Source organism: Nostoc foliaceum FACHB-393 (assembly GCF_014698505.1).
Taxonomy (GTDB): Bacteria; Cyanobacteriota; Cyanobacteriia; order Cyanobacteriales; family Nostocaceae; genus Nostoc; species Nostoc foliaceum_A.
In genome coordinates, this window is sequence record NZ_JACJTD010000021.1 from 76449 (window position 1) to 102395 (window position 25947).

Consider the following 25947-nt stretch of genomic DNA (forward strand, 5'->3'; position numbering starts at 1 on the left):
CCTATTTAGATATGGCGGTTTCTTTAATCAAAGCCAAATATTCATCACGGAAATAACGCAAGGTACTAAATACCGGATTAGGTGCAGACTGACCAAGACCGCACAAGCTGGTATGTTTTACCATGTCGCATAGTTCTTCTAGCAGTTCCAAGTCAGCAAAGGATGCCTTACCTTCACTAATTTTTGTCAACAATTTATATAACTGCACCGTCCCCACCCGACAGGGAATGCACTTACCACAAGATTCATCCATGCAAAATTCCATGAAAAAGCGGGCGACATCCACCATGTTGGTAGTTTGATCCATGACAATCATGCCGCCGGAACCCATCATTGAACCAAGTTGAGTGAGTGATTCATAATCCACCGGACTATCAAAAGCTGCTGCTGGAATACATCCCCCAGAAGGGCCGCCAGTTTGGACTGCTTTTACCACACCGCCATCTGGTACGCCACCGCCCATTGCTTCCACAATTTGCTTTAGTGAAGTTCCCATCGGTACTTCTATTAAACCTGTGTTACGGATTTTGCCAGCTAGAGCGAAAACCTTTGTGCCTTTGCTCTTTTGAGTGCCAATATTAGCGAACCAGTCAGCACCTTTGTGGATAATAGGTGCAATATTGGCGTAAGTTTCAACGTTATTAATTAAGGTTGGATAGCCCCATAAACCAGACTCAGCAGGATAAGGCGGACGGGGATGAGGAGTACCGCGTTTACCTTCAATAGAAGCCATTAAAGCAGTTTCTTCACCACATACATAAGCACCAGCACCAATACGAATATCAATTTTGAAATCAAAGCTAGAATCGAAAATTTGACTGCCTAAGATGCCAAGGCGTTGTGCTTGACGAATTGCAGTTTGCAAACGATTGATGGCGATAGGATATTCTGCTCGGATGTAGATGTAGCCTTGGTTTGCGCCGACAGCATAGGCTGCGATCGCCATTCCTTCCAAAACGCGATGGGGATCGCTTTCTAAGACGCTGCGATCCATAAACGCCCCCGGATCGCCTTCATCGGCATTGCAGATTACAAATTTGCGATCGCTTCGCTCGCCGTAGGCATCGCCTTTTGCTTTAGCAACTGTTGCCCATTTCAAACCTGTAGGATAACCAGCACCACCACGTCCCCGTAAACCACTGCGGGTAATAGCATCTACTACTTCGCTAGGAGTCATTTCCCGCAAGACATGGTAAAGGGCTTGATAACCTTTGGCGGCAATATAAGATTGAATGCGTTCTGGATCGATTTTGCCACTGTTTTCTAAAACAATCGGCATCTGGTATGTAAAAAATGGATGAGTTAAATCACCTTGTTGGACTGTTGTCTCTCCCCCATTCAGAGCGGCAATAATTGAGGGTGCATCATCAGGTGTGACTTTCTCGTAAAGTGTATCTAGACTTTCTGATTCGGTGTTTCTCTCAATCTGTACTAATGGCCCTTGACAGCACAAACGCATACAGCCAACGCCACGAACTTCTACTTTTTCCGCCAAATTTTCTGCTGTGACAGCTTCTTCCAAACGCTGTTTGACGGCTTGTGAATTGGCAGACAGACAACCAGCCGCAACACAACAGCGAATTTGCACAGGTTTCTCTGAAGCACTTTCTTGTTGGGCAATTTCAATTAACTCAGGTAGATCCATCTTGTAACCATCCTTTGATGCGATCAAGGACTGATTCAGCAGTTTGATTGCCTAAAACGGTACCATCAAATACTACAGCAGGTGCAATTCCACAAGCACCCAGGCACCTTGCTGTTAGCAGTGAAATTTGTCTATCTGCTGAGGTTTCACCAGCGTGGATGTGAATAGACTTTTCTAAATTTGCCAGGATAGCTTCAGCGCCTTTAACGTAACAAGCTGTACCCGTACACACCACGCAGGTATGTACGCCGCTAGGGGCAAGTGAAAATAAATGGTAGAAAGTGGCAACACCATAAACTCGACTAGGTGGCAACTTGAGATTATGAGCAACGTAAATTAATACATCGTTTTCTAAATAACCAAACAGTTCCTGCGCTTTATGCAATATCTCAATGAGTGCATCCTGTTGATACTGGTAGCGTTTTATAGTTGCTTCCAGCATTTTAAAGCGCTTATCACCACGAGTTAGGGAGGGTGTTTTTGTCGTGTTGTTCCTCTTAACAGCAGATTCTGAATTCATCGTTTGAGCCTCTCGTCTCTTCAGGATGTTGCGAGTCTCACAGTTATGATGATAGGAGAACAATTTGAGAAACTTGTGAGATACGCTAGCTCATGTTGACCAAAAGAGAACAAGGAGAGGGGGAGGCATTGCTAAAATCTGTTCAGCCTCTTCAACTGGGTTAAAACTTGATGGGGAAAAGGAATGGAAAATCCGAAGCCGCAGAACGGGTAAATGATCGCACCTTGGTATTTTTGAAACAGCATTTGTGCTAGGAGTGGAATTAATACGGTTTCTCCCTAAAGTAGTTCCACTTTGCGATCGCTCAAAATGCCAGCGTCAATCATGCGGTGATATTCGTCAATCGTCCACTCAGCAACTATCACAGTCATGACGATTGATTTCTCCCAATGATTCTTTATATTCTCCCATTTTAAAGGCACTTCAGGTCTTATTTAAAAGAAGTTGATTGATTGAAGATAAAGACAGTTTGTCCTTAAGAATATTAAAAATTACTTATAGCCAGATACCTTGACCAGAATAACCGTGTAGCAGGTTGACAAAGAGCTACAAGGGTATCATCCTAGAGTGTTTAGAATGTAAATCACATGAGTAACCACATTAAGAGTCTATGCTAACAGCACAACCTATCACTATTGATTTGTTTGCTGGGGCTGGCGGCTTTGGTCTAGGTTTCGAGATGGCAGGTTTCTCTGTTCCTTTATCCGTTGAGATTGATGCCTGGGCTTGTGATACACTGCGCCATAACCGCCCTAATATGACAGTTATTCAACAGGATATTCGTGATTTAAACTCTGCAAGTAGCATTAAGGATATCTGTCATTTCAAGCCGGATATTGTTATTGGTGGGCCTCCGTGTCAAGGCTTTAGCATTGCCGGGCCAGCACAAAAAGATCCTAAAGATCCTAGAAATAGTTTATTCATTAACTTTGCTCAGTGGATATGTTTTCTCGAACCTCAAGCTTTTGTAATGGAGAATGTTAAAGGTTTGTTTTCGCGCAAAAATAATGAAGGCAGAAAAGTAACAGATATCATTAAAGAAACTTTTGAAAATCTAGGATATTTTGTAGAAATATGGTCATTAAATGCTGCTGAATATGGTGTACCACAAATTAGGGAGCGTATTTTTATTGTTGGAAATAAAACAGGAAAAGAATTAGGTATTCCTCCAAAAACACACTCTTTAGATTTATTACATATAAATAGCTCTCAATTATCAATATTTACCTGTATGGGTTTACTTCCTGCCCTTAGCTTGTGGGATGCCATATCAGATTTACCACCACTGAATGCACGTGAGGGTGAAGAGGAACAACCTTACATTTCAAAACCTCTCAATAACTATCAAAGCTGGATCAGGAATGGCAGTAAAACACTTTACAATCATGTTGCAATGGATCATTCCCAGAGGCTTGTAGAACGTTTCAAACATATTAAATGGGGTGAATCAAGTTCAGACGCACCAAAAGAACATGGGGCTAGACGGCGTAGCGGAAATGGTGAGTTATCTGAGATAAGTTATGACCAGAATAACCGACGTTTAAATCCATATAAACCATCACATACAATAGCCGCTTCGTTTTACGCCAATTTTCTTCATCCTTTCCAGCATCGCAATTTGACAGCCCGTGAAGGGGCACGTATCCAATCTTTTCCTGACACTTATCGCTTTATAGGGAAGAAGACTGTTGTATCTCACAAGTTATTACATCGAGAAGAGAGATTTGATGAGAAGTTTCTTTGCCAGTACAATCAGGTAGGTAATGCTGTACCACCTATTCTTGCTAAAGCGATCGCACTTTATCTTCAAGATAAATTAGAGCTATGCCCAAAAGCGATAGGAACCCTTTAGTTCACGGTTCTAATCTCGAACAAAAGGAGAATCACCGCACAAAATACATAGACGTTGAGAGTAAGAAATATCTCAGCAAGATTAGAACTGAGTACAGCAAAGTTTTAAGTAGCGTCTGTTGAGAAAATAAAAACCTCTGCTGCTTGAGTCGGCCAAACAAAAAGGTTTTGCTTTGCAATATCCAAGTCAATAGCATCGGCTTCTATTTGATTTATAGAGTTATCTTGACCTCTATATTTGAGCAACGTAGTAGATTGACCAATTTCTAAACTTGGTTCGCTGATGCGTATTTGCACTGGCGGGTTAATTTGAATTGGTTCCCAGATTCCAGTTTGATCAATTTCTATTCCAGTAAGATGATGCTTGGTAACAAATTTATTATCTAAATGATTCCACCATTCAGAAATTATCTGAGCTTCTTTAGTATATTTTGGTGTATTCTTACAGTGCCAACGAATAGCATTGGAACTATATTTAATTGCTTCTTTAACTTTGTCTTCCCAATTCTCATCATTCAAGTCTATGCTGATCATTTGCCCTTCAGACTTTGAGCGATCAATATACACATGGAAAGCTGCAACATCTTCTCGGTGAGTGAGAACATAGCGACGTAGTTCATTGAGATTCATTGCTTTATACTTAGCTACTGTCATGGTTCATACCCTCCGGTTGGTTTAATCTCAAAGTCCAGATTTTCGCCAGCAAGTACGTATAAGTTTCCAGTACGTTCATCTACCCTAACAAGTTCGATGTTTGTGTATGGCCATCCAGGGTAAATGACATTAGTAAGTCGATAACAAAGCCTGTAGAGTCCCTGAGTTTGTTCGTTTGTGGGCTTCATATCGACTTTACTTAATTTATCTACTGATTATATCGCTTTAGGAACCCTTTAGTTCACGGCTCTAATCTTGAACAAAAGGAAAATCACCGCACGAAAGACAGAGATGTTGAGAGTAAAAAATATCTCACTGAAATTAGAACTGAGTATGATAAGTGGCGTTCAGCTAATCTCGAATTAGTTAGCCCTACATCAATACCTACTGATCAACATGACGCAATTCTTGTTACAAGAGAGAGTAGAACTTCTATAAATTAACACTAATTGCTGACTTATGTTGATTCTATCTCAAGGTAAAAATTATGTGCGTTACGTGTTGCTTTAAAGTACGCTATTAAGGTTGACTAAGAGAAAAATCAATATTATTGAGTGAGTGTGACTGTTTTTTTAAAATCAGAGATAACTTCTTGGTTGACATCAGAGACATCCAAAATTGTTTGTATCATTTTCCTCAAAATCATAATAAACTCCATCCCTGTAAAAAGTTCATCGAATGGTTGTTTCGTGAGCATTTCGTATTTTTCTCTTTGAGTAAAATGTGCATACTCACCATATATAAAAGCTTCTAAAATATCTCTATTGGTTGGCGTGTTAGTTGCAGCCTCACCAATAATAATAATGATATTTCTTTGACAGAGAGATTTCCTATCTAAAAAATCATTAAATTTATTTCGTAGGTTATCAAAACGTGCTTTTTTCTCAGTATTTATTGGTAAATCTTCATATATGCGCTTAACTTTTCTCAGAGAAATACGCTCGTTATCCTGCATAAAAAGCCGAATAGTTAAAACACAAGCGTTGATAGAGTCTTTACTCGGAAAGTTTTCTTGATTCAACCTTCCAGAACCTATAGTTATCTTAGGTTCTGAGTTTAGCAAAAAAGTATTGAAACTCGATTGGCCTAATTCATATGCTTTGTAATTGAAAAGTTCTAAAGTCTTTATTTCCATTTTGTACATTTTGATAATTTTCCTAATAAAAACTAAAAATTTATACTATACTAGCTTCAAGTAAACGTTTATTAGCCGCATACTTATTAATCTATACCCTCTAAGAATTTTTGCGTCGGCAAACTAACATCCATATCCACTAGTAGACCTTCTACTGTAAATCTACTTTCGACAAACAGATTGATAAAGCTTGTCAACAAAAGTTCCAGGCTGAATTTTCTCTCCAATCGATGCATATGCTTCAGGCTGATGATATGGATCGGGTTGCTCTCCATTTGTCGCAAGCAACCGAACTATATAAAACTCACAGTCAAATCTTAAAAGTTGCGTATATCCTTGTTGAGGATTTTTAAACAAAGTCTTCACTATTACTGTACTTCCACTTCGTTTAATTGAATCAACTTCAACCCAAAATCCAGCCTGCTCTGTATCATTATTTGCTAATAGTGTCCAATTTCCTGGTAGCTCCGAAATATTGGATGCTTCATTTACTTCTTCAGAATCATAACTATATTCTTGCTGTGAATTCTGCCTTGATTCACTAGGCTCACTACTAATCTGTGTTGTGGGATCATGAGACTGATTTCTATGGTCAGGTGATTTTTGTATACCACTATCTAATTGCTGTGAAGAAAGACGACTACAAGCTGTTTGCAATACAAATAGTAGTAATATTAGTGGAAAAGTAGATATTTTTCTTACTTTTTTCATAAGAAGTTATTACACCTAGCCTATACTTAGCAAGACTTGTAAATTTTGTATCAAATATAGCATACCAATCAGTATCGTTAAATGTCCAGCATTAGTGTTATGGTCTGCTAAAACTTATCTAATTTGCTATAGTCAGATTTTATGAAGTCTTGTAGCATGGGCATCTTATCCGCTTTAATTATGCAAGTTAAATGTGAAACAGCTTATCAGCCTTGATTTGTATATATTGACAATAAAAAACGGTAGAGTGCTTATTGCTCTACCGTTTTCTAATTTTCTATTTGAGATTCAAATCCCAAACCCTAAATCTTACTCAACACCTTGGGGTAACAATTCCCGGCGCTGTTGAGAACTAACTTGCACAACGCCATTTTCATCCACATCAACAAGGGCTGTATCGCCATCCTTGATACGACCAGACAGAATTTCTTCTGCTAGGCTATCTTCTAACAGGCGCATAATTGCCCGACGTAATGGCCTTGCGCCGTAGCTGGGACTGTAACCTTCTTGAATCAACCGATCCTTGAAGCGGTCTGTGACTTCTAAGGTGATACCCTTTTCCGTCAGACGACCAAATACTTCCTTGAGCATAATTTCGGCGATTTGGGTCACTTCCGGCTTGTTCAACTGACGGAAGACGATAATTTCATCAAGTCGGTTGAGGAACTCTGGACGGAAGTACTGCTTGAGTTCTTCGTTAACCAAAGAGCGAATCCGGTTGTAAGTTGACTCGCTGGCATCTTCGGAGAATTCAAAGCCGATACCGCTACCGCCTTTTTCAATTACCTTAGAACCAATATTGGAAGTTAAAATCAGCAAGGTGTTTTTAAAGTCCACCGTGCGACCTTTGGCATCAGTTAACCGACCGTCTTCCAAAATTTGCAGCAGCATGTTGAATACATCGGGGTGCGCTTTTTCGATTTCGTCGAACAACACCACGGTGTAAGGACGCCGCCGCACGGCTTCGGTCAGCTGACCACCTTCGTTATAGCCAACATAACCTGGAGGGGAACCAATCAGCTTGCTGACGGTGTGACGCTCCATGTATTCGGACATATCTAAGCGGATCATTGCTTCTTCGGAACCGAAGAAGTAAGCAGCTAGGGACTTCGCCAACTCGGTTTTACCTACACCAGTAGGTCCAGAGAAGACAAAGCTAGCTATGGGTCGATTGGGATTCTTCAAACCGACACGAGCGCGACGAATTGCCCGTGAAACTGCCTTCACAGCTTCATCTTGACCGATTAAACGCTGATGCAAGGTGTCTTCCATGTGCAGCAGCTTTTCAGATTCAGATTCGGTGAGTTTGTTCACCGGTACCCCAGTCCAAGAAGCGACAATATGGGCAATGTCTTCTTCTGTAACTACAGGTTCTTCACCTTCTGTGCCTGTTGCATTGGTCTTGCTTTGAGCGATCGCTCGGATTTCGGCTTTGATTTCCATTTCGCGATCGCGCAATTCCCCAGCTTTGTCAAAGTCTTGAGAGCGCACCGCGTCATCTTTTTCTTTTAATATCTGACGCAGTTCTTTGTCTAACTCTTTGGCTGCGGGTGGCAGTTGGGAGTTAATCAAGCGCACCCTAGAACCAGCTTCATCAACTAAGTCGATGGCTTTATCTGGGAGATAGCGATCGCTAATGTAACGATCTGATAACTTCGCCGCCGCTACCAATGCTTCGTCGGAGATTTTCAGTTTATGGTGTTGCTCGTAGCGTTCGCGCAGACCATATAAAATTTCAATTGTTTCATCAACTGTAGGTTCACCAACCATTACTGGCTGGAAACGCCGCTCTAGAGCTGCATCTCGCTCGATGTGCTTCCGGTATTCATCTAGGGTTGTAGCACCGATGCACTGCAACTCACCTCTTGCCAAAGCTGGCTTGAGGATATTCGCTGCGTCAATGGCACCTTCTGCTGCACCCGCACCAATTAAGGTGTGTACCTCATCAATCACGAGAATGACATTACCCGCAGAGCGGATTTCATCCATGATTTTTTTCAAGCGTTCTTCAAATTCACCCCGGTACTTGGTTCCTGCTACGAGCAAACCAATATCCAAGGTGACTACGCGTTTATCTTCGAGGATGTCAGGGACATCTTTGGTGGCAATGCGTGAAGCTAAACCTTCAGCGATCGCTGTTTTACCAACCCCTGGTTCCCCAATCAGCACTGGGTTATTTTTAGTTCGGCGACCCAATATCTGGATTACACGCTCAATTTCCTTGGCGCGTCCCACCACTGGATCGAGCTTATTGTCTATCGCCATCTGGGTTAGGTTTGAGCCAAATTCATCCAGAGTCGGGGTTTTTGTGCGCCCGGATGAACCGCCTGGTGAAACTTCGGCAGTTTCTCCCAACATGCGGATGACTTGGGTTCTTACCTTAGATAGATCCACACCGAGGTTTTCTAGCACCCTGGCTGCTACACCTTCCCCTTCGCGGATTAGGCCCAACAGCAGATGCTCGGTGCCAATGTAGTTATGCCCCAGTTGGCGTGCTTCTTCCAAGGAGAGTTCTAAAACTCGCTTTGCCCGTGGCGTAAACGGAATTTCCACGGCAACAAAGCCTGATCCCCGTCCTATAATTTTTTCAACTTCAATTCGGGCATCTTTGAGATTGACGCCCATTGATTTCAGCACCTTGGCAGCCACTCCAGTGCCTTCGCCAATCAGACCCAGGAGGATCTGCTCGGTTCCAACAAAGTTGTGACCTAAACGGCGGGCCTCTTCTTGGGCCAGCATGATTACCTTAATGGCTTTTTCTGTGAAGCGTTCAAACATGGCATTTTTCCCATCACCTGCGGTCGTGCCGGTATGCTGATTTTAGCACAGGCAAAGCTTTTGGATGCCTGTATAACAGATTATAGACATCCTGAAGCTATGACTTGAGTTGATGGGCTAATTGATTAACTATTGACTACTTTTATCTGGCTAGTGTACTGAGGAGGTTTAGTTCACCAGCCTTTTTGGGATTTATTACAAACAGTTCACTGCTTACATTGAGAGTTGATTCACTCAATCCCAAACAACTACTAATAACATATTTGTTTTTAAATATCAACCAAAACCAATTTATATAAAATTTTGTTATAGTCTTTTATTTTTTTATAAAATATTTAAATATAGATAAACGCAGCAAAGTTGCATTTTTTTGCTGAAGCTGATCATAAACCCGGATAATTCAAAATTAATAATCCTCAACTACTTAAAAAGCAAGTGCCAAGAGGATTTGCTCAAGCGATCGCTAACTAGGGTATGCCAATTGTCCAAAGTCTTTTGAAAATGCGGGTGTTGCAGGTCTGACATCCAAAGGATTAATGCATCCTCACCGTTATCTTGGTAGTAACGCCGCCGCCGCCCTGCTGTTTTGAAGCCAAATTTTTGATATAAAGATATTGCCGCCAAGTTAGAGGCTCGGACTTCGAGGGTAGCTCGCTCCATTTTGCGATCGCAAGCTGTCTTAATGAGTGAATATAGTAAAGCTGCACCCATTCCTTGACGGTGATATTGGGGATGAACCGCCAAAATTGTAATGTGGGCTTCCTCTAAAATTGACCAAAAGCAACCCATTCCTAGCAAACTTGTGCTGGAGGATGGGGAAAATAAACCGAGTAAATCGCTGTTGGGACTATCCAATTCTCGTTTGTAGCCGTCCCGAGTCCAAAGTCCACCAAAACAGGCTTGATCGAGTTCCAGAATAGCACTGAGATTTTCTAGTGTCAGTAATTTAATTTCTAAATCTAATGAGATCACATTTATTGAATAAGATTACAAACCCTTTGTAAACTGGGAATCGGGAGACTAACTCAAAGCCCCTAATTTGAACAAGGACAATTTTTATAGTTATGGTATCGACTCACCCCACTGGGGTTCAACATTCTGGAAGTCAATATTTACCTCACAGGCACGACACCAAGGCAAATCCATCGCCTAATCAAGAACTTTTACCCTTAACTGCCAGAGTTCATAATCATGACTCCCTGGAAATTGGTGGGTGTGATGTCACAACCCTAGTTGAGCAGTTTGGTTCACCTTTATATATTTTAGATGAAGAAACCCTGCGTTCGGCTTGTCAGCAATACCGAGATGCTTTCAAGCAGTACTACAAGGGCGAATCTCAAGTATTGTATGCCTCAAAAGCTTGGAATTGTTTAGCAGTTTGTGCGATCGCCGCATCAGAAGGTTTAGGAATTGATGTCGCATCAGGCGGTGAACTTTACACTGCGCTGCAAGCAGGCGTCAATCCTGAGAAAATCTATCTTCATAGCAACAATAAATCTCGTGAAGAACTGATTTTTGCCACAGAAGTCGGTTGCACTATTGTGGTGGATAACTGGCATGAGTTACGCACTTTGGTAGAAATTGTTGAGACAGCAAATTCCCCCTCCGTACAGCCTCGATTCTTGTTGCGCTTGACCCCAGGTATTGAATGTCACACACATGAATATATCCGCACGGGGCAACTAGATAGTAAATTTGGCTTTGATCCAAATGAGTTAGAGGAATTATTTACTTTTGTCAGCAAACAGTCTTTCCTTAACTGCTTAGGGTTACATGCTCATATCGGTTCCCAAATTTTTGAGCGCCAACCGCATCGAGATTTAGCGGCTCTGATGGTACAGTGGTTACGTGATGCAGCGAAGTATGGGTTAAATTTTACAGAGTTAAATGTCGGTGGTGGTTTAGGTATTAAGTATATAGAATCAGACGATCCCCCCAGCATTGAAGAGTGGGTGAAACCGATTTGTGAGGTAATTCAAGAAGCTTGTGTAGCCGAAAATTTACCTTTGCCAAAATTACTGTGTGAACCGGGGCGATCGCTAATTGCCACAGCTTGCGTCACTGCCTATACTATTGGTTCATCCAAAGTTATCCCAGAAATTCGTACCTACGTAGCGATCGATGGGGGAATGTCCGATAATCCCCGCCCAATTACTTACCAATCAGTTTATCGGGCAGTAGTTGCCAATAAAATGTCTTCTCCTTTAACCCAAACAGTCACAATTGCTGGTAAACATTGTGAATCAGGAGATATTCTGATTCACAATGCACTACTCCCAAAGACTGAACCAGGAGATATTCTCGTAGTTATGGGAACTGGTGCGTACAATTACAGTATGGCATCTAACTATAACCGCTTGCCCCGACCGGCAGCAGTTGTTGTGGCGAATGGCGAAGCAAATTTAATTTTGCAACGTGAAACTTATCAAGATTTAATTCGACAAGATCGCCTACCAGAAAGACTGAAAATGTAGTCATTAGTCCTTGGTCATTAGTCATTAGCCAGGAACTAATGACCAATGACTAATGACTAATGACTAATGAATAAATGTAATTAGAGGCAAAAGTGTAATCCAGATGTCATGAGAGATTGGTGGAAGCAATGGCTGATAAACCTAGGATGGTCACAGTCCTTGCTACTTGGGACTCTGGATATTGTGTTAGTGCTGGCGCTGACTTACATGATACTAGTTATCATTAGTGAGCGCCGAACACTATGGATGGTGAGGGGATTCATTATCTTAATGCTAGCCTCAGCACTAAGTGGCAGATTAGGACTACCTCTGCTAAGTTTTGTACTGGAAAAGTTGGTGATTGGTTGTGCTGTGGCGATGGCAGTTGCTCTACAGTCAGAGTTTCGACGATTTTTGGAGCAATTGGGGCGTGGCGAATTCCGCCAGTTGTTTCAACCCGATCGGCTGGCAATCCCCAAATCTGATAGTGTAATTGATGAAATTGTTGAGGCTGTTAAAGAATTGTCAAAAAACCGCATTGGAGCTTTACTAATTGTGGAAACCACAGGGCCAATTGATGAGCGAGATTTTTCTGTGCCAGGAGTAAAGCTAAATGCGGAAGTTTCTAAAGAACTAATCCAGACAATTTTTCAGCCAAAAACTTTGTTACACGATGGAGCAACATTAATTCGTGGCTCACGGATCGTTTCATCGGGTATAATTTTACCACTTTCGGGACGCACAGCCTCGCGCCAGTTGGGAACACGCCACCGGGCGGCAATGGGAATTACTGAGCGGGTCGAAAATTGCATTTGTGTCGTCGTATCTGAAGAAACAGGTTCCATTTCCTTAGCGGAAAGGGGAACCCTAAATAGACCGCTGACGATTAGGAAACTGAAAGAGTCATTAGAGGCTCTTTTATCCCCAACCGTCGATAGGGAAGCTGTTGCTCCTGGTCTGTTGAGTTTTGTTCGTCAGATAGGTGGGAAGACACTAGCACTGGTTTCACGTTTACTCGGATTACCATCGACCGCTTCTCGAGATAAAAAATGACAGCACAACAAACTAAACTGCAAGATTTGCCTACTGACTTAAAACGAGAACTATTGCCGCAGCACGTTGCCGTGATCATGGATGGCAATGGTCGATGGGCTAAACGTCAGGGTCTACCTCGGATTATGGGTCATAAGCGAGGGGTAGATGCTCTCAAAGATTTACTTCGCTGTTGTCAAGATTGGGGGATTCAGGCACTTACAGCTTATGCTTTCTCGACAGAGAACTGGAAAAGACCACAGGAAGAGGTGGATTTTTTGATGACTCTGTTTCAAAGAGTTTTGCGCCAAGAATTACGGGAAATGGTCGAAGAGAATGTTCAAATTAAGTTTGTGGGAAATTTGCAGGACTTGCCGCGATCGCTCCAACAAGAAATATCCCGTTCAATGGAAGAAACTAAGGATAATCGGGGTATCCGGTTTTCGGTAGCTACTAATTATGGCGGACGGCAGGAGATTTTACAAGCTTGTCAAGCGATCGCCAAACAAGTTCAGCAAGGTCTGCTACAACCCAATGAAATTAATGAACAGGTGTTTGAAAGCCACTTGTACACAGCAGGAATTAGTGACCCAGATTTGTTAATTCGTACCAGTGGAGAAATGCGCCTCTCAAATTTTCTTCTCTGGCAAATGGCTTATGGAGAAATTTATATTACCGATGCTCTCTGGCCAGATTTTGATCGGGCTGAGTTTCATCGCGCTTTGTGTGCCTACCAGCAACGGGAACGGCGATTTGGGAAAGTTTAAGGGAGGGGCATTGGGCATTGGGCATGGGGCATGGGGCATTGGTTTATTCTCCTCATCTCCCTCATCTTCCTCATCAGAAATTTGGGTAGAAACCCCGTCTTTGGAGGACAGCTTTACTATAAAATCAATATACGGTGAAATTACTAAATGCAGGAAATTGACTCGTTTCCAAAGCTTAAGTAGTAACCGAGTGAGATAGCGCGTATCCACGCAAATTGAGTCGTGGGGTGTGGGGGTGAGTACATCCTCTGGTCAAACGTAACCGCGCCTGTAAGTTCCGCAAACAACATAAGTGAACAAGCAATTGTTAGTAGTGTTGGGAGGGGGACAAAGCTCCGTACCTTTAGGTCGAAGAATGGTTACATAGGAGTCTATATTAAGAAGTGAAACGAATTTTAGGTTTAGCGATCAGTTCCATATTCATTTCTTCACCAGCTTTTGCACAGTTACAATTACAACCCTTATCTGGGATTAAGATTTTAGTTAACCCAGGGCACGGAGGGCAAGAAACTGGCGCGGCTGGGCCAACAGGATATTTAGCTAAAGATGTCAGCCTGACAGTATCTAAGTTGCTGCGTGATGAACTGGTCTTAAGAGGCGCGTTAGTAGTGATGACGCGAGAAGATGACAGAGAACTAGCTTTGTCTGATCGCCAAGCCATGATTGATCAACAACAACCAGCGATCGCTCTAACTATACATTACACGGCAGTACCTGACGATGGAGATGCAGAGAATACCAAGGGCATTAGAACTTTTTGGTATCATTCCCAAGCCCATAGCCTAGCCGTTTTTCTCCACAATTATCTAGTTAACCAGCTAGGACGTTCATCAATGGGGGTATTTTGGAATAACTTGGCGCTAACTCGTCCCTCTACAGCACCATCAGTGGTAATAGAACTGGGTTTTATGACCAACCCCGAAGAATTTGAATGGATAACCAATGCCGATGAACAAAAAAAATTAGCGCGAGTCTTGGCAGATGGCGTTGTTGAGTGGTTTCAGGGTGCAATCACTCTGCGATCTAAATAGCATCGATGCAAATAAAGTTAATTTGAGAGGGAAAAACTTTTTGGTTTACCTACTTTATAAAATTGGCGATGCCTACGGCGGTAAATTACGCACTTATTACGGTGAACTGTACTCTTCCTTATGGCCCAGAAAACACCGCTTGTTCTACATCATCCCGACTAAGAGAATACTTGAATGAACGTTGGATATCTTGTCCATTTTCCCCAGATTGGACATATCGCACTACGATTTGCTCAACATCGAGCCATAGTTCAGCTTTCCAACTAGGCCGCTGCACATGCCAGCAATGTCTCTGTGTGTCGTCTTGTTGACAGCCTTGATCTTTTAGCCACTGTTCAATTTGTGGCAGGGGATGATTATATAACGGGGTATCAGAGGGAAGAAGAGGCATAGGAATTTGCGATTTTGGATTAGGAAATCTTTTAATTTTTAATTACCATAAGGGTAATTAGTTGCGATACATGAGTAATCTGCTGTTGTACAGATGGAGTTGGCTGTAGCAAATGCGAATGGATCGCAGCATCACCACGAGTTAAGCCAATGGTAATTGCTAGTAGAAGACAACCTACAAATGTTAACACCAGCATAAATAAAGCAAAAATTTCGCCAGATGAGAGAGGGCGATCGCTCGCATCGAGGTAAGCTGATTTTGACCAGTCATGACGCGAGACGGGACGGTTCAAGTCTGGAGGTGGTTGAATCACCGCAAAGCGAGAATAGCCAATTTTTGAATCATAGCTTAACCGCCGTTCTGGATGGCTTAGGGTAGCGTAGGCTTCGTTGATTTGCTGAAATTTGAGAGTGGCGATCGCAGTAGGCAAGTCTGTAGTATCAGGATGATAGCGTTTGCTCAGTTGCCGATAAGCACGACGAATGTCGATTACCGATGCCGAGGGATGCAGTCCTAGCAGGGAGTAATAAGTTGGTTTACTGCTTTGTGGCATTGCCCCGTTGTGATTCACGGCTGTTTGAGTCACCTTGCTCAAAGATATTTTTTATATTCTAAATCCTTTGTGATTGGCGAAGACAGAAGAAGACACAGCATCTCAAGTATCTGATAAAATATTTTATAAAGCATTTAATTAGATGCGATGGATATCAAAATTAATCTTGACAATATTCAAACTCTCACCGACTTCAAGCGCAATGCTAAAGACTACCTAGAGCGGATCAAGACCACAAAATCCCCGCTTGTACTAACTGTAAACGGGAAAGCGGAGGTTGTGGTACATGAAGCGCAAGCGTTTCAGCAGATGATAGATAAACTCGCTCGCCTTGAGGAAGAACTGCAAAAACTTAAGCTAGAAGCGTTACGGAGTCAGATCGACATTGGGATTAAGCAACTTGAAAGCGGCCAGTATACTGAATATAATGACGAGTCACTTTCGGCTTTTTTTGCAAATATTAAAGCACGAGAGCAGGAAAAATTGGCTGACAGCGATTCTGTATGAGTCGATTTTGGATTTCTACCCAAGCAGCGCAAGATATTGAAAATATCTGGAAATATGCAGCGCCAAATAATTTGAACGCTGCTAATGGTCAAAATAATTCGTAATTCATAGTTAAGTCCCCACGAATAGATGACAGGGCTTGAAATATTGATTACATTTTTTATCCATTAATAAATTCAGGGATTTATAGCATTAATTACAAATTATTTTGGTCAATAGCTGGATATGCTATCTCATCCCTAACGGATTAAATCAGCACGAGGTTTAAAGGTTTCAATTTGCCGTAACTTTTCGTAAAGTTCTCGTTCTTCTTGACTAATATTTTTCGGTGTAACTATTTGAATTTCTACTAACTGATCGCCACGTTTACCGTCTTCACTGGGATAGCCTTTATTGCCTAATCGAAATTTTTGACCAGACCTAACTCCGGGAGGGGTAGTCATTTTTACAGGCCCATCAAGAGTAGGTGCTTCTACTTGTCCTCCTAAAACTGCCTCGCTGGGAGTAACCGGTACTTGGCAGACGATATTTAAACCTTCTAGCTTGAATAATGGATGAGGTTCAACGGTAATTTTTAAGTATAAATCACCACCACCAACGCCTTGGTTCCGCAAACGGATGGTTTGACCTGTTACCATCCCTGGTGGCATATTAACTTCTAGCGATCGCCCATCTTCCAAACGAATGCGTTCATTACCACCTTGATAAGCTTTTTCTAATGGGAGCGTTAATCTGGCTTCTATATCTCGACGGGTAGTGCGAGGTGGAGTGTTAACGGTGTAGGCAACTTTTGTTCTGGGGGAACGAAACGGATCGCTAGTATTGCCATTATTGGAGTTACTTGCTGCACTCTTATTTTTGACGCCGATAACTTGATTAATAAAGCTTTCAAAGTCAGAGAATTGGCTTGGATCTACGTCCTGATTCCCGTTGCGATCGCTAGGAGCACTTTGCCAAGTTTTAGCCTTTGGTGTCTGTTTGTTGCCCGCAAAGCCTTTTTGCTTCCAGTAGCGGCTAAACTGGTCGTACTGCGATCGCTTGGCTGTGTCTGAAAGGACTTCATAAGCCTCGCCGATATCCTTAAATTTATCCTCAGATGCTTTATTACCCGGATTAAGATCGGGGTGATATTGTCTCGCTAACCGCCGATAAACCTTTTTAATTTCCTCGCTAGAGGCATCTTTAGATACTCCCAAAATCTCGTAGTAATCGCGGAAATTCGGCAAATTTTGCATAGTCAGTTATTTAAATTTTAGATTTTAGTCTTCGGCGTGAGCGCTCGGTCGAACGATTTTGGATTAATTAGGAGTTAAGGGTTAGGAGTTATGAGTTGAAAATTACGAGTTGAAAGATTTAATTTTTAATTTATTACTCCTCACTTCTAACTTCTCACTCCTAACTTCTAACGTTTATTAGGAGTATTACAACCAATCATTATCTTCTTCATCATCCCAGTTATCTTGGTAGCTGGGACGGGATTTGCGTGGAGGACGGCTGTCATAGGAGGAAGAACGACTGTCTCGGCTATAGTCTCTGCCATAGTCTTTACCGTAATCTCTGCCATAGTCGTTACCATAGGAATCGCGTTCCCGATATGTATCTCTGGGGGATTCGCGTTCTTTATCTTTATCACCAGTAAAGATGTCACGGATTGTACCAAACAAGTCGTCATCTTCATCTTCAGCATAAGTCTGGCGGACTTCCCGATTTAGCTCATAGAGAGCATCTTGTAAATCGGCGTAGGCTTGGTCAATACCGCGATCGCTATTTTCCTTGAGACTCTCTTTTAGGTCTCGGCAAATATTATCAATTCTTTGGCGGCGGCTGCGGGCAAACTGCATACCAAATTCGAGTGCTACTTCTCTAAGCTGTCGTTCTGCTTGGAAAATCAACGCCTCAGAACGAGTCCGCTTTTCTACCCGTTCTTTACGTTCGCGATCGACATCGGCGTATTTTTGTGCATCTTGAATCATCCGATTCACTTCCGATTCGTTCAAGGTAGAAGCGCCTTGAACAGTGATACTCTGTTCTCGCCCAGTGGTTCTATCTAGGGCTGTTACCTGTAAAATACCGTTAGCATCAATATCAAATGACACCTGAACTTGGGGAATTCCTCGTGGTGCTGGTGGAATGCCATAGAGCTTGAACCGTCCTAAAGACTTGTTGTTTGCTGCCATTTCTCGTTCACCCTGAACTACGTGGATTTCCACAGTATTTTGGTTATTTTCAGACGTGGAAAAAATGTCAGAACGCCGGACTGGGATGGTAGTGTTGCGGGGAATAAGTTTTTTCATCACGCCGCCGATGGTTTCCAATCCTAAAGATAACGGTGTGACATCTAAAAGCAGCACATCTTTGAGTTCACCTGCGAGAATGCCTGCTTGAATTGCTGCACCCACTCCCACTACTTCATCCGGGTTGACGTTTTCATTAGGTTCTGTGCCAATCAAGTCCCGCACTAGCTGTTTCACCATTGGCATCCGTGTAGAACCGCCAACTAACACCACTTCTTCAATATCTCTAGGTGAAAGTCCGGCATCTTTGAGGGCGCGTTTCACTGGTGTTCGCAATCGCCCTACCAAATCACCACACAAACCTTCAAACTGGGAACGAGTTAGACGAGTTTCCAGATGTTTGGGGCCATCTTCCGTGGCGGTGATGAAGGGTAAGTTAATATCAGTGACGCTGACAGCAGAAAGCTCAATTTTGGCTTTTTCCGCCGCTTCCATCAGACGTTGTAAAGCTTGGCGATCGCGTCTTAAGTCTACCTCTTCTGTTTCCAGAAATTGCTCTGCTAACCAATCTACTATTATTTTGTCAAAGTCGTTACCACCAAGTTGCGTATCTCCACTGGTAGCTTTGACTTCAAATATTCCATCGCCTACTTCTAAAATTGATACGTCAAAGGTGCCACCACCCAAGTCAAAGACTAAGATAGTTTCCGTGTCACCCCGATCTAATCCATAAGCCAAAGATGCAGCAGTCGGTTCATTAAGAATCCGCAGCACTTCTAAACCGGCAATTCTGCCAGCATCGCGGGTTGCTTGCCGTTGAGAATCGTTAAAATAAGCGGGTACTGTGATTACTGCCCCTGTCACTGGTTCACCCAAATAGCGACTAGCATCGTCTGCCAACTTCTTCAGCACCATTGCCGAAATTTCTTCTGGGGCGAAATCTTTATTGAGACGGGGACAGGCAACTTTAATATTACCTACTTCATCCTTACGAATGGTGTAGGGTACACGCTTGGAATCAGGATTAAGTTCGCCATATTTCCGCCCAATAAAGCGTTTGACTGCGAAAAAGGTATTTTGTGGATTGAGAACGGTTTGTCGCCGTGCCATTTGCCCTACCACTCTTTCGCCATCTTTGCTGAAGCCAACTACGGAGGGGGTTGTTCGCATTCCTTCTGCATTGGCAATCACCACCGGCTTGCCACCCTCCATAACGGCGACTACTGAGTTGGTTGTACCCAAGTCGATGCCGACTACCTTGCCCATGCGTTACTCTTCTCCTAAAGTGTCTTATATATTTATTATGATTGGGCGGAACTACCTCTAGCTTTGTGCTATTGGATGAAAACACCTCAATGGTATAATAGTCTTCATTAAGGCAGTAAGCTAAGAAGTGCAGCTAGAGGAGATAGTTGCAAGACTAGGATAGCATTGACGATGATTGGTGTGTCCAAGCAGCCTCAATTCTTGTTATCTAACTACTTCTATGCACTGTATCTGCAAATTGGTAAATGCACCTTAATAATACTTGCTCTGGTTCTTTGAGTGCCTGAAAACCTTAATATTACTAGTATTTTAAACATTTGAATTTAACAGAGCGATTACAAACTTCCCTGAGTGCGATCGCGCGAGAACGTGATCCTTACATGGCAACCGCTGGACATTTTTTTGTCCAAGAATACATTCGCCAGCAATTTTCCCAATGGGGGAGTGTGGAAATCCACACCTTTGAAGTCAGGGGTAAAGCTTGTAAAAACTTGATATTAAATTTACCTTCCCAAGCTAGATGGCAAAAAAAGGATTTGTCACCGATTTTAATTGGCGCTCATTATGATGGCGTTCCCGGAACACCAGGGGCTGATGATAATGCTACAGGTGTGGCGGTGTTGCTGGAATTAGCCAGAAAGTTTGCTGCTGAACCTGTGAGATATCCCTTAAGGCTAGTTGCTTTCGATATGGAAGAATATGGTTTACTGGGTAGTGCTGACTATGCAGCCCTGTTGCACCAACAAAAGCAACAGCTACGCTTAATGATCTCCCTAGAAATGCTGGGCTATAAGGATTCTACGCCTGGTTCCCAAAATTATCCCCCTCCTCTGGAACGCTTCTATCCAGACAGAGGTGATTTTATTGCTTTAATTGGGAATTTGCGGACATTGCCTGACTTAATTGGCATGAGCCGTAATATTCGCAAAGCTGGCGTATCTAGTCAATGGCTACCCGTGCCGAATCGAGGTTTAATAGTTTCCCAAACCAGACTTAGTGATCATGCACCTTTCTGGGATTTGGGTTATCCAGCAATGATGGTGACAGATACGGCATTCTTGCGAAATCCCCATTATCACAAACCTAGTGATGCGATCGCTACTTTGGATTTAGATTTTCTTAGCGGTGTATGTGAAGGGTTGGAAATTGCGATTCGGCTGTTGTAATCAAATTAATAGTAATGGTTTACCGATTAAACCAAGCTCCAGTGGTGTTGCAAAATGGACACACACTGACATTACCAGACTTGCTACTAGGTTGGGAACTATAAGTTTGTAGTAAGGACTTTAGTCCTTGTTTTAAGCACTGAAGTGCTTAAAACATACCAAGCTTTAGCTTGATGGACTAGTAGGTTGGGCAGTGCTTACCCTACGGTTATTGAAAAGGTTTCAGGCTTTCAGTGCATAAATCCTAATGTTGTGATAGAAAGCCTCAGAAGTTGGGAATACTCAAGGTTGGGTGTACCCCGCTGCTTGAGCAGCATGGGAAATATTCGCGTGTGTGTCAAAACTCAAAAATGAGTTTATGTAGCTGTGGAATGCACCAGAACAAAGTTAGTAACAGGAGCAATTTCAATGATTAGTCCATCATCTGATTTACTGGATAAAATTCGTCAGCAATTTGACGCTTCTCCTTATCCAAGAATTCCTCTTGATAAATCTCCTAAAAATGATACTAATTCACTCTATATTCATAACTTAGTAACACCTTACTATTTGAGGAATCAAAAAGTTATCGATCCTAAAGGCAAAGTAATTTTAGATGCTGGATGCGGCACTGGCTATAAATCATTAATCTTAGCAGAAGCTAATCCAGGCGCGAAAATTGTTGGAATTGATATATCAGAAGAATCGATTAAATTAGCACGGCAACGTTTAGAACATCATGGATTTGACAACGCAGAGTTTCATGTATTGCCAATTGAGGAATTACCAGAGCTAGATTACCAATTTGACTATATTAATTGCGATGAGCTTCTGTATCTTTTTCCTGATTTAACTGTTGCATTACAAGCAATGAAATCAGTTTTAAAACCTGATGGTATTATTCGCAGCAATTTGCATAGTTCAATCCAGAGGTTTAATTATTTCCGCGCTCAGAAAGTCTTCACAATGATGGGTTTGATGGACGAAAATCCAGAAGACCTAGAAATGGGAATTGTAGTAGAAACAATGAAAGCTTTGAAGGATAATGTTCAACTCAAAGCTACAACGTGGAATTCTAATTATGAAGGAGAAGACGGGAAAGAGCGAATCTTAATGAATTATTTGTTTCATGGTGATAAAGGTTATACTATCTCTGATTTGTTCACAGCTTTGAGAGCAGCTGATCTAGATTTTATCAGCATGGTTAACTGGCGAAAGTGGGACTTGATGAATCTGTTTAAAGAGCCAGATAATTTACCTGCCTTTCTGGGGATGAGCTTACCAGAGATTTCTGTAGAACAGCAACTACAGCTTTTTGAACTTATACATCCTATTCATCGGTTAATTGACTTTTGGTGTGGTCATCCCAACCAAGCACAAACTTTCGTACCAGTTTCAGAATGGACTGACTCTGATTGGCGAGTAGCGAAGGTGCATCTATATCCTCAGTTAAAAACTCCTAATTTCCGAGAAGACCTCGTAGCCTGTATTACAGAGATTAGAGCGTTTCCCATTAGTCAATATTTATCGCCAAGTGAGGAATTTGTTGGTATAGATAGCTCAATAGCACTTTGCTTGATACCTTTGTTAGAGCAACCCCAGTCGATGATATCTCTAGTGCAGCACTGGAAGCAATTCAGACCGATAGATCCTGTCACTTTAAAGCCTACAGATGAGAAACAAGCCTTTTATATAGTGCAACAGCTGCTGCTGAGTTTGGAGAGTCTTGGTTACATAATGCTGGAACGCCAATCAGATGAGGATGTTACTCATTGATAAGTAGCTAGGCGTAAATAAATTAAAGTTTGTAGTAAGGACTTTAGTCCTGATAATCCTGAAGAAGCGATGAATCGCTCACTACGAACTAAGATTTTATTTTACTTCTAATTATGCCTACCTACTTACATCTGTTTTTTTTCAATTGTATGCAATATCAGGTTGTTCGAACGGTAGCACAGCTTTGCCACCAAAGCACTAATAGCATCCAAACTATAACCGCTATGATTTGGTCAAAACTTTTTTTGGTGGGGTGATATGAAACAAAACGGGAGTGGGTAAGTTACATCTAGAACACACAACCACTTCCTACCACAGGGAAAACACTTATGAAAACCGAATTGAAAGCCAAATTTATCCAACACATCCTCAACAAAAAGAAGGAAAATGAGGGTTTCACACTTATTGAACTACTCGTAGTAATCATCATTATCGGTATTTTGTCAGCTATTGCATTGCCTTCTTTCTTGAACCAAGCTAATAAAGCTAAACAGTCTGAAGCAAAAACAATAACTGGTTCAATGAACCGAGCGCAGCAAGCCTACTATCTTGAAAACGGTAAGTTTGTCTTTGGCACTGATGACGACAGTGCTGCGGCTTTTGGTAGTTTAGGTCTAGGTGTGAAAACACAAACTGAAAATTACAAGTATGGAATTGTCGGTGGTGAAAAACTTGTAACCAATCAAGCCCAACTCAAAACTGCGGGTGCTCCTCTTAAAGTTTATGTTGGTGGAGTAGGTGTTGCTGTTGTTTCTGACACAAGTGAAGCAACTACTGTAGCTCTATTGTGTGAATCTAAACTACCTGGTAACGTTACTGACGCAGCAGATGGTACAGAAACATTTGTTGACGCTAATATTCCTGCTGCCGGAGGTGCCACAAGTTGTCCTGATAAGTACGACTCCTTAGCTAAGTAAATAATTTAGATATTCATAAAGTAACGACTCAATACTTCAATCAAGTTCTTCAGTTGAGTTAGGTACTGTACATCAGTGGTTAGAGAATTCTATCCACTGTTATTTATTTAGATAATTATCAAATACTCCCTGACCTCCAAAAGATTACCCATCTTCTTACTTTGCTTTCTAAATGGGTATTATTAATTGAGACAGGGAGTATTTCCTGTTTGTAGTAAGGACTTCAGTCCTTAAAAAACCTCATCTTAGGGCATCAAAGCTCCCTACACCTAATAACTACATATACTTACTTAATTACTGATGATTACTAATATCACGAATTTTCAGACAGAAGGCTATCAAAATTTTCTTGCAGGTGAATATGTTCAAGCAGCATATCTATATGAACAAGCAATCACTGATGAACCTGAAGTAATCTCCAATTACTGGCATCTAGGACTAAGCCTACTATTACAAGGGCAAGAAGCAGAAGCACAAATGACTTGGATGCTAGCAATAGCAGAAGTTGAAGAAAAAAAAATCCAATTTCACACAACGGAATTAATTAAAGTTTTAAAAATAGAAGCAGAACGACGAGAACATCTCGAAGAATTTTCTATATCCTGGCTAATCCGTCAGCACATCCGAGAAATTAGCCCTTCTGATATCAATAACCTATTAAATATTATTCAATTGTCCATCCAATTAAATAATTTTGATGGCGCACAGTTAAATGATGTGGGTATTATCCAATTATTAAATTCCCAAAAAATTGGAGATTTAAATTTAGAACTATTAAATAAAGTATTACAACAAGTTCTTGACACTCAACCTTTACATCTATCATATCTAGACTTAGTAGAAGCTTGTTTACCTTACTTTGCAAATCCACATCAAGGTTTCTGCATACTTTTACCTGCGGCAATTAAAATTGGTCATACATTCAAGCAGCCTAAACTAGCAGCGCAGATTTTAGAGTTCTACTTGCGCCTAGACCCACAAGAACTAGAAACTTTACGACATTTAGCTATTTTTTATCAAGATTCTCACAACTATACACTGGGAATAGAAAAAGCTAAATTGTGTTATTCTCTATCACAAAAATTACCTGATAAAATATTTGCCCTTCATTTAGTTCTACGTGGATTAATGTCTGCTGGCGGATATTGGCAAGAAATATGCTCAACCAGCCAAGAATTAGAATGTGTGCTACAAGAATTTATCAAAGCGCAGCCACTTGCAGTAGATGAAGTCAGGACTCTACGTTTACTTACACCATCCTTTGCATTACCACATATTAAAGACAGTCCAGCAGATTTTAGAAAAATTCATAATCAAGTAGCGCAAATATTCCAGAATAATATTCAAGCCATAGCTCATGAGGAAACAGCGCGTTACTCACGGCGGATTATAAATAATCAAAGTTCAGGAATTTCCACCAAACCATTAAAAATTGGATATATATCTTATGCCTTAAGAAGGCATTCTGTAGGCTGGCTAGCTCGCTGGCTAATACAGCATCATAATCGAGAAAAATTTGAAATTTATAACTATTCAGTTAGCTATAAACTAGTAGATGATTTTTTGCAAGAATGGTATGTAAATAAATCATCTAAGGCTCGAAAATTAGGAATTAATGCCTTTGAAATTACGGAACAAATATATGAAGATGAAATAGATATTTTAGTAGACTTAGATAGTATAACCCTAGATATTAGCAGTGAAGTGATGGCACTCAAGCCAGCACCAATTCAAGTTACTTGGCTCGGTTGGGATGCTTCTGGTATACCTGCAATTGATTACTTTATCGCCGACCCTTATGTATTACCAAATTCAGCCCAGGATTATTATACAGAAAAAATTTGGCGATTACCCCATAGTTATATTGCCGTTGATGGTTTTGAAGTGGGTGTCCCTACTCTACGTCGAGATGAGTTAAATATTCCTAATGATGCTGTAATCTATCTCAGCGCTCAACGTGGATATAAACGTCACCCTGAAACGACAAAATGGCAAATGAAAATAATCAAAGAAGTCCCAAATAGTTATTTCTTGATTAAAGGTGATGCTGAAGAAGAAGCGATTAAACATTTTTTCTACAAAATAGCTGAAGAAGAGGGTGTGGAGTGTTCCAGACTGCGATTTTTGCCTCAAGATCCCTCTGAAGCTATCCACAGAGCGAATTTAACAATTGCTGATGTTGTATTAGACACATATCCCTATAACGGCGCTACTACAACCCTAGAAACCCTCTGGATGGGTATCCCGTTAGTAACTAGAGTCGGACAGCAATTTGCAGCTCGTAATAGTTACACCATGATGATGAATGCGGGTATCACAGAAGGTATTGCTTGGACTGATGAAGAATATGTAGAGTGGGGTGTGCGTTTGGGGAAAGATGAGGCTTTACGCCAGCAGGTGGTTTTGAAGTTGAAAGCATCTCGACAAACAGCACCCCTGTGGAATGGTAAGCAGTTTACCCGTGATATGGAAAAGGCTTACGAGCAGATGTGGCAAAGCTATATTGAGGGTAAATAGCTTGTAGTAAGGGCTTTAGCCCTAAAATTAGACTTTAATAAGGGCTGAAGCCCTTACTACGAAC

21 protein-coding genes and 2 pseudogenes are annotated in these 25947 nt (G+C 41.6%); 10 read left to right on the forward strand and 13 right to left on the reverse strand.

Annotated elements, in window-relative coordinates; translation table 11 throughout:
* Position 1: 1 nt before the first annotated feature.
* From H6G92_RS18430 to H6G92_RS18440, 3 genes and pseudogenes are all read right to left on the reverse strand, one after another.
* The gene (locus tag H6G92_RS18430) at positions 2 to 1645 is read right to left on the reverse strand and encodes a NuoF family protein (RefSeq protein ID WP_190895085.1); all 1644 of its coding nucleotides are present in this window, start codon (positions 1643 to 1645) and stop codon (positions 2 to 4) included.
* The gene (gene hoxE / locus H6G92_RS18435; protein WP_190895086.1) at positions 1632 to 2165 is read right to left on the reverse strand and encodes a bidirectional hydrogenase complex protein HoxE; all 534 of its coding nucleotides are present in this window, start codon (positions 2163 to 2165) and stop codon (positions 1632 to 1634) included. The genes H6G92_RS18430 and hoxE overlap by 14 nt, the downstream gene beginning before the upstream one ends.
* Before the next feature lie 281 nt (positions 2166 to 2446).
* Positions 2447 to 2536: pseudogene (locus H6G92_RS18440) on the reverse strand (Uma2 family endonuclease); the annotation flags it as partial.
* Between the two features lie 239 nt (positions 2537 to 2775).
* Here H6G92_RS18440 and H6G92_RS18445 point away from each other — a divergent pair.
* Positions 2776 to 4017 (forward strand): DNA cytosine methyltransferase, encoded by a 1242-nt coding sequence (locus H6G92_RS18445; RefSeq protein ID WP_190895087.1) that lies wholly within the window; start codon positions 2776 to 2778, stop codon positions 4015 to 4017.
* A 104-nt stretch (positions 4018 to 4121) separates the two neighbouring features.
* On the opposite strand, the gene H6G92_RS39555 is transcribed toward H6G92_RS18445, so the two are convergent.
* The 6 genes from H6G92_RS39555 to rimI form a co-directional block, all read right to left on the reverse strand.
* Positions 4122 to 4670, reverse strand: coding sequence for a DUF6887 family protein (locus H6G92_RS39555; RefSeq protein ID WP_190895131.1), 549 nt, complete (start codon positions 4668 to 4670; stop codon positions 4122 to 4124).
* Entirely contained in the window at positions 4667 to 4858 is a 192-nt protein-coding gene (locus H6G92_RS18455; protein WP_190876219.1) for a DUF6888 family protein, read from the reverse strand. Before H6G92_RS18455 ends, H6G92_RS39555 begins: the two co-directional genes overlap by 4 nt.
* 359 nt (positions 4859 to 5217) lie before the next feature.
* On the reverse strand, positions 5218 to 5814 hold the full coding sequence (locus H6G92_RS18460; protein WP_206758844.1) for a hypothetical protein: 597 nt from the start codon (positions 5812 to 5814) through the stop codon (positions 5218 to 5220).
* A 153-nt stretch (positions 5815 to 5967) separates the two neighbouring features.
* Positions 5968 to 6516, reverse strand: a complete 549-nt coding sequence (locus tag H6G92_RS18465) for a hypothetical protein (protein WP_190895089.1) — start codon at positions 6514 to 6516, stop codon at positions 5968 to 5970.
* A gap of 309 nt (positions 6517 to 6825) precedes the next feature.
* Entirely contained in the window at positions 6826 to 9294 is a 2469-nt protein-coding gene (locus H6G92_RS18470; protein WP_190895090.1) for an ATP-dependent Clp protease ATP-binding subunit, read from the reverse strand.
* A 420-nt stretch (positions 9295 to 9714) separates the two neighbouring features.
* Positions 9715 to 10266 carry a ribosomal protein S18-alanine N-acetyltransferase gene (rimI, locus tag H6G92_RS18475; protein WP_190895091.1) on the reverse strand — a complete coding sequence of 184 codons (552 nt, stop codon included), beginning with the start codon at positions 10264 to 10266 and terminating at the stop codon, positions 9715 to 9717.
* A gap of 92 nt (positions 10267 to 10358) precedes the next feature.
* On the opposite strand from rimI, the gene lysA reads away from it, so the two are divergent.
* From lysA to H6G92_RS18495, 4 genes and pseudogenes are all read left to right on the forward strand, one after another.
* The gene (gene lysA, locus H6G92_RS18480) at positions 10359 to 11768 is read left to right on the forward strand and encodes a diaminopimelate decarboxylase (protein ID WP_190895092.1); all 1410 of its coding nucleotides are present in this window, start codon (positions 10359 to 10361) and stop codon (positions 11766 to 11768) included.
* 108 nt (positions 11769 to 11876) lie between these two features.
* Entirely contained in the window at positions 11877 to 12800 is a 924-nt protein-coding gene (gene cdaA, locus H6G92_RS18485; RefSeq protein ID WP_190895093.1) for a diadenylate cyclase CdaA, read from the forward strand.
* Positions 12797 to 13546 carry an isoprenyl transferase gene (locus H6G92_RS18490; RefSeq protein ID WP_069071491.1) on the forward strand — a complete coding sequence of 250 codons (750 nt, stop codon included), beginning with the start codon at positions 12797 to 12799 and terminating at the stop codon, positions 13544 to 13546. Before cdaA ends, H6G92_RS18490 begins: the two co-directional genes overlap by 4 nt.
* 455 nt (positions 13547 to 14001) lie before the next feature.
* A pseudogene (locus H6G92_RS18495) lies at positions 14002 to 14577 on the forward strand (N-acetylmuramoyl-L-alanine amidase family protein); the annotation flags it as partial.
* A gap of 118 nt (positions 14578 to 14695) precedes the next feature.
* Here the strand turns inward: H6G92_RS18495 and H6G92_RS18500 are convergent.
* Complete coding sequence (locus H6G92_RS18500; RefSeq protein WP_069071493.1) at positions 14696 to 14968, reverse strand: DUF3143 domain-containing protein; 273 nt, start codon at positions 14966 to 14968, stop codon at positions 14696 to 14698.
* Positions 14969 to 14999: 31 nt separating this feature from the next.
* Complete coding sequence (locus tag H6G92_RS18505; RefSeq protein WP_190895129.1) at positions 15000 to 15521, reverse strand: J domain-containing protein; 522 nt, start codon at positions 15519 to 15521, stop codon at positions 15000 to 15002.
* A 147-nt stretch (positions 15522 to 15668) separates the two neighbouring features.
* Between H6G92_RS18505 and H6G92_RS18510 the strand changes: the two genes are divergently transcribed.
* Complete coding sequence (locus H6G92_RS18510) at positions 15669 to 16028, forward strand: type II toxin-antitoxin system prevent-host-death family antitoxin (protein WP_190895095.1); 360 nt, start codon at positions 15669 to 15671, stop codon at positions 16026 to 16028.
* Positions 16029 to 16267: 239 nt separating this feature from the next.
* Here the strand turns inward: H6G92_RS18510 and H6G92_RS18515 are convergent, their stop codons facing one another.
* Positions 16268 to 17263, reverse strand: coding sequence for a DnaJ C-terminal domain-containing protein (locus H6G92_RS18515; protein WP_190895096.1), 996 nt, complete (start codon positions 17261 to 17263; stop codon positions 16268 to 16270).
* A gap of 186 nt (positions 17264 to 17449) precedes the next feature.
* Positions 17450 to 19528, reverse strand: coding sequence for a molecular chaperone DnaK (dnaK, locus tag H6G92_RS18520; protein WP_190895097.1), 2079 nt, complete (start codon positions 19526 to 19528; stop codon positions 17450 to 17452).
* 317 nt (positions 19529 to 19845) lie between these two features.
* On the opposite strand from dnaK, the gene H6G92_RS18525 reads away from it, so the two are divergent.
* The 4 genes from H6G92_RS18525 (at position 19846) to H6G92_RS18545 (ending at position 25883) form a co-directional block, all read left to right on the forward strand.
* Positions 19846 to 20694, forward strand: a complete 849-nt coding sequence (locus tag H6G92_RS18525) for a M28 family peptidase (RefSeq protein ID WP_190895098.1) — start codon at positions 19846 to 19848, stop codon at positions 20692 to 20694.
* Positions 20695 to 21102: 408 nt separating this feature from the next.
* Entirely contained in the window at positions 21103 to 22449 is a 1347-nt protein-coding gene (locus H6G92_RS18535) for a class I SAM-dependent methyltransferase (protein WP_190895099.1), read from the forward strand.
* Positions 22450 to 22778: 329 nt separating this feature from the next.
* Entirely contained in the window at positions 22779 to 23366 is a 588-nt protein-coding gene (locus tag H6G92_RS18540) for a type IV pilin-like G/H family protein (protein WP_190895100.1), read from the forward strand.
* 300 nt (positions 23367 to 23666) lie between these two features.
* On the forward strand, positions 23667 to 25883 hold the full coding sequence (locus tag H6G92_RS18545; RefSeq protein WP_190895101.1) for an O-linked N-acetylglucosamine transferase, SPINDLY family protein: 2217 nt from the start codon (positions 23667 to 23669) through the stop codon (positions 25881 to 25883).
* Positions 25884 to 25947: the final 64 nt, after the last annotated feature.

Bases quoted from the DNA above. Each gene is read 5' to 3' on its own strand.
- H6G92_RS18430 (WP_190895085.1), bottom strand. From the start codon at position 1,645: ATGGATCTACCTGAGTTAATTGAAATTGCCCAACAAGAAAGTGCTTCA.
- hoxE (WP_190895086.1), bottom strand. From the start codon at position 2,165: ATGAATTCAGAATCTGCTGTTAAGAGGAACAACACGACAAAAACACCC.
- H6G92_RS18445 (WP_190895087.1), top strand. From the start codon at position 2,776: ATGCTAACAGCACAACCTATCACTATTGATTTGTTTGCTGGGGCTGGC.
- H6G92_RS39555 (WP_190895131.1), bottom strand. From the start codon at position 4,670: ATGACAGTAGCTAAGTATAAAGCAATGAATCTCAATGAACTACGTCGC.
- H6G92_RS18455 (WP_190876219.1), bottom strand. From the start codon at position 4,858: ATGAAGCCCACAAACGAACAAACTCAGGGACTCTACAGGCTTTGTTAT.
- H6G92_RS18460 (WP_206758844.1), bottom strand. From the start codon at position 5,814: ATGTACAAAATGGAAATAAAGACTTTAGAACTTTTCAATTACAAAGCA.
- H6G92_RS18465 (WP_190895089.1), bottom strand. From the start codon at position 6,516: ATGAAAAAAGTAAGAAAAATATCTACTTTTCCACTAATATTACTACTA.
- H6G92_RS18470 (WP_190895090.1), bottom strand. From the start codon at position 9,294: ATGTTTGAACGCTTCACAGAAAAAGCCATTAAGGTAATCATGCTGGCC.
- lysA (WP_190895092.1), top strand. From the start codon at position 10,359: ATGGTATCGACTCACCCCACTGGGGTTCAACATTCTGGAAGTCAATAT.
- cdaA (WP_190895093.1), top strand. From the start codon at position 11,877: ATGAGAGATTGGTGGAAGCAATGGCTGATAAACCTAGGATGGTCACAG.
- H6G92_RS18490 (WP_069071491.1), top strand. From the start codon at position 12,797: ATGACAGCACAACAAACTAAACTGCAAGATTTGCCTACTGACTTAAAA.
- H6G92_RS18500 (WP_069071493.1), bottom strand. From the start codon at position 14,968: ATGCCTCTTCTTCCCTCTGATACCCCGTTATATAATCATCCCCTGCCA.
- H6G92_RS18505 (WP_190895129.1), bottom strand. From the start codon at position 15,521: ATGCCACAAAGCAGTAAACCAACTTATTACTCCCTGCTAGGACTGCAT.
- H6G92_RS18510 (WP_190895095.1), top strand. From the start codon at position 15,669: ATGGATATCAAAATTAATCTTGACAATATTCAAACTCTCACCGACTTC.
- H6G92_RS18515 (WP_190895096.1), bottom strand. From the start codon at position 17,263: ATGCAAAATTTGCCGAATTTCCGCGATTACTACGAGATTTTGGGAGTA.
- dnaK (WP_190895097.1), bottom strand. From the start codon at position 19,528: ATGGGCAAGGTAGTCGGCATCGACTTGGGTACAACCAACTCAGTAGTC.
- H6G92_RS18535 (WP_190895099.1), top strand. From the start codon at position 21,103: ATGATTAGTCCATCATCTGATTTACTGGATAAAATTCGTCAGCAATTT.
- H6G92_RS18540 (WP_190895100.1), top strand. From the start codon at position 22,779: ATGAAAACCGAATTGAAAGCCAAATTTATCCAACACATCCTCAACAAA.
- H6G92_RS18545 (WP_190895101.1), top strand. From the start codon at position 23,667: ATGATTACTAATATCACGAATTTTCAGACAGAAGGCTATCAAAATTTT.